Origin of the sequence: Pseudomonas sp. NPDC089534 (genome assembly GCF_044749305.1) — a bacterium.
GTDB classification, from domain to species: Bacteria; Pseudomonadota; Gammaproteobacteria; order Pseudomonadales; family Pseudomonadaceae; genus Aquipseudomonas; species Aquipseudomonas ekonensis.
The window spans coordinates 27,637-31,137 of sequence record NZ_JBIVHR010000064.1 but is presented as its reverse complement, the minus strand read 5'-3'; the positions used below and the strand labels follow the sequence as shown (position 1 = coordinate 31,137).

The following is a 3,501-nucleotide window of genomic DNA, read 5'->3' as shown; positions in this document are numbered from 1 at the left end:
GTCCGCCATCGCCAGCAGGCTGGCTCCCACCAGGGAATTTGGGTGGATGCAGAATCTGAGGTCACTGCATAACCCTGTGGGAGCAAGCTTGCTTGCGATGACGGCGGCACATCCGGCCCCGATGGACCAGACCGTCCGCCATCGCCAGCAGGCTGGCGCCTGCAGGGGACGTGCCCGCCGCCGGTCTGATGCGGCGGCGGGCGGCGTTCACTTGCCTGGGGTGAGGGTCAGGCGGGCTTTGCCGTATACGCGGTCGAAGTTCTGCGGCTGCATCGGCAGGCCGATGTACTGCCCCTTCAGCCACGCATCGATCCCGTTCAGGTAGTTCGGGCTGGCCGGGTTGCCGGACTGTCCGGTGCCGTTCTGGGCCATCAGCGGTTCGCTCTGGCCGAAATCGACGATGAAGCGCATCGACGGCGCGCGGCTGACGGCGAAGTCCTGGCCCCAGGCGAAGGCCGCCAGGTTGAGCGTGGTGTGGTCGCCGCCGGCGGCGAGCGGGCCGCGGACCGTCTGGCCGTTGGCGTTTTTCCACTCGTAGCGGTGCAGCTTGCCCCACTGCCAGGCTCTGCGGTCGCCGCCCAGTTGGCTGTCGCCGGCGCTGATCGCCGCAGCCAGGCTGCGGGCCAGGATCGCCGGTTTGTCTTCCTTCTGCGGGGTGCGGGCATCGTCCCAGAACGGGCTGTCCTCGCGGCCCAGCAAGTGGTCGGCCTGGGCGGCGTAGGAGAGGTCGCCGTTGGCGATGAAGGCTTTCCACGCCGGGCTGCCCTGCGGGCCCAGTTCGTCGAGGAAGATCTGCTTCATGCTTTCCTGCAGGAACAGCTCGTAGATCGCCGCATCGGCGGAGGTCGGGCTGAGCTTGCCGTCGAACGCCATCAGGCGCGTGTAGGCCTCGCGGGCCTTGGCGCGGTCGGCGTCCGGCAGGGCTTCGATCGCCTGTTTGAGCGGCTGGGCCATGCCCGGCGCCTCGAACATCTTCTTCAGTTTGGCGGCGAACAGGGTGGTCTGGTCGTACTGCATGGCGATCACGCTGCGGCTGTCATGCTTGCCGCTGCCGGCCAGTTCGGCCAGGCGCTCGCCGCGTTCCGGCGCGGCCCAGGAGTTGGACAGCTGCATGCCGTAGCCATGGGGGATGACCCGCTGGTTGGCGGTGCCGAGCCAGCCCTGGGCCGGGGCCTGATCGTAGGGGTGCAGCATCGGGTCGGCGTAGCCGTCCCAGTCGTAGCGGCCTTCCCAGCCCGGCGACGGCAGCAGCCCTTCGCCTTCGCGGCGGTTCGGGAAGCGCCCGGTCACCTGCCAGCCGATGTCGCTGGCGTCGGCGAACACTAGGTTCAGGCCGATGGCGCGGATTTCCCGGCTGGCGTCCGAGGCGCGTTCGGTGTTCTGGGCGCGGCTCAGGTCGAACAGCGCATCGAGGGATTTGTCGTCGGTGAAGCTCGGCACTTGCAGCGCGAGCCCGAACCCCGAGCCTTGGGCCGCGGCCTGGGCGCTGTTGAGCAGCGCACCGTGGCGGGTTTCGTACACCGCTTCACGGATCGGCCGCTGGCCTTTGACGAAATAGGTTTCCTGGCGCACCGCCAACGGCTGCCACTTGCCGTTGACCTCGTAGGTCAGGCTGCTGCCCTGACGGCGGATCTTCTCCAGGAACAGATCCTGGTTGTCGCCCTGCACGCCGGTCATGCTCCAGGCCACCTTGCCGTTGAAGCCGCCGAGCACCATCGGCAGGCCGGCCACCGTGACCCCGGCGGCCTGGTACTTCGGCGCGCGGATCTGCACGAAGCTCCACAGCGACGGAGCGGCGAGCGGGCCGTGGCTGTCGCTGGCCAGCAGGCTCTTGCCGCTGCGGCTGCGTTGCGGGGCGATGGCCCAGTTGTTCGACGAGGTGGCGCCGAGCAGGTTCAGCGCCGCCAACTGCTGGCTGGCGCCGCTCAGTTCGCTCAGGCCCGGGATCTGCCCGTTGAGTTTGATGCCTTGCAGCTTGTCGGCCTCGGCCAGCGGCAGGTTCTCGTCGGGGGCCGACGGGGTCAGCCAGGCGAGCTTGTCGGTGGTGACGGTCTGCGCGAGCACCAGCGAGGCGATTTCTTCGGGCAGGTTGGCCGACTGGCTGAAGTTCAGCAGGCAGAAGATCAGCGCCGAATCCTCAGGCTTCCAGTATTCCGGCTTGTAGCCGCTGGCGGCCAGATCCCCCGGCAACTTGTCGGCGTAGCGGAACAGGTAAGCGTTGACGCCCCGCGCATAGACCTCGAAGAAGCGCTTGAGCCGCGGCGACGAGGCCTTGTACAGTTCGTCGGCGCTTTTCTTCAGGTTGACCGCGCGCATGTAGCGGTCGGCATCGAGCAGGGACGGGCCGGACATCTCCGCCAGACGGCCCTGGGCCAGCAGGCGCAGGGTGACCATTTGGTTGATCCGGTCGCCGGCGTGGACGTAGCCGAGGGTGAAAAGCGCATCGTGGAAGCTGTTGCTCTCGATCAGCGGCATGCCCATGGCGTTGCGCCGCACCGAGACGTTCTGCGCCAGGCCCTTGAGCGGCTGCACGCCGGAGACGGGCGGGAGCGAATCCTGAGCGTTCCAGGTCTGGCAACCGGCCAGGCTCAAGACACCGGCCACTGCTGCGGCAACGCCGAACCGGGGAAGAAATTGTGTGAGGGCTGGCGAGGCCATGGCAAGGCTCCTGCGGGGGGTAGCGTCAGTAAAGGCGCTACGTTAGTGAGCGGGAAGGGGCCGCGCAAGCGGGGGGCACAGTTATTTCCGGGCGGGGCCGGTGCGTGCGACGAAACGGGGTGCTTGCCCCGCAGCGAACGGAGATGTTGAAGTGGTCGATCAACTGACCTTTCGAAGGAAACACCGCCATGGAACTTCAGGCCAACGCCGCCCTGATCATCATTGACCAGCAGAAAGGCATCCTGCATCCACGCCTGGGGCGGCGGAACAATCCGCAGGCCGAGGCGCGGATCCTCGACCTGCTGGGGATGTGGCGCCGCAGCGGGCGGCCGGTGATCCATGTCCAGCATTTGTCCCGTTCACCGGAGTCGGTGTTCTGGCCCGGGCAATCGGGGGTGGAGTTTCAGGAACGCTTCGCACCGCAGGACGGCGAGCGTCTGATCCAGAAGCAGGTGCCGGATGCGTTCTGTGCGACGGGGCTTGAGGCGAAATTGCGTGGGGCGGGGATCGCTCAGTTGGTCATCGTCGGCGTGGCGACCCACAATTCCGTGGAGGCCACGGCGCGCACGGCGGGGAACCTGGGGTTCGAGGCCTGGGTGGCGGAGGATGCGTGCTTCACATTCGACAAGGCCGATTTCTTCGGTGCGTTGCGTTCGGCCGAGGATGTGCATGCGATGTCGCTGGGGAACCTGCACGGCGAGTATGCGACGGTGGCCGGCAGTGGAGAGATTCTGGCGGCGGTCTGAGGGGGCGGCGGTGAATGGGCTGACGCTTTCGCTGGCAAGCCAGCTCCCACAGGAATCTCGGCTGAATGCAGTGTTTGCGGTCACTGCAGAACAGGTG

2 protein-coding genes are annotated in these 3,501 nt (G+C 67.2%); one reads left to right on the top strand and one right to left on the bottom strand.

Annotated features, from left to right (window positions below; genetic code table 11):
* Positions 1 to 207 precede the first annotated feature (207 nt).
* The gene (locus tag ACIP0B_RS19240; RefSeq protein ID WP_400835075.1) at positions 208 to 2,658 is read right to left on the bottom strand and encodes a penicillin acylase family protein; all 2,451 of its coding nucleotides are present in this window, start codon (positions 2,656 to 2,658) and stop codon (positions 208 to 210) included.
* 188 nt (positions 2,659 to 2,846) lie between these two features.
* Here ACIP0B_RS19240 and ACIP0B_RS19235 point away from each other — a divergent pair, with 188 nt between their 5' ends.
* On the top strand, positions 2,847 to 3,404 hold the full coding sequence (locus ACIP0B_RS19235) for a cysteine hydrolase family protein (RefSeq protein WP_400835072.1): 558 nt from the start codon (positions 2,847 to 2,849) through the stop codon (positions 3,402 to 3,404).
* Positions 3,405 to 3,501 lie beyond the last annotated feature (97 nt).

Bases quoted from the DNA above. Each gene is read 5' to 3' on its own strand.
- ACIP0B_RS19240 (WP_400835075.1), bottom strand. From the start codon at position 2,658: ATGGCCTCGCCAGCCCTCACACAATTTCTTCCCCGGTTCGGCGTTGCC.
- ACIP0B_RS19235 (WP_400835072.1), top strand. From the start codon at position 2,847: ATGGAACTTCAGGCCAACGCCGCCCTGATCATCATTGACCAGCAGAAA.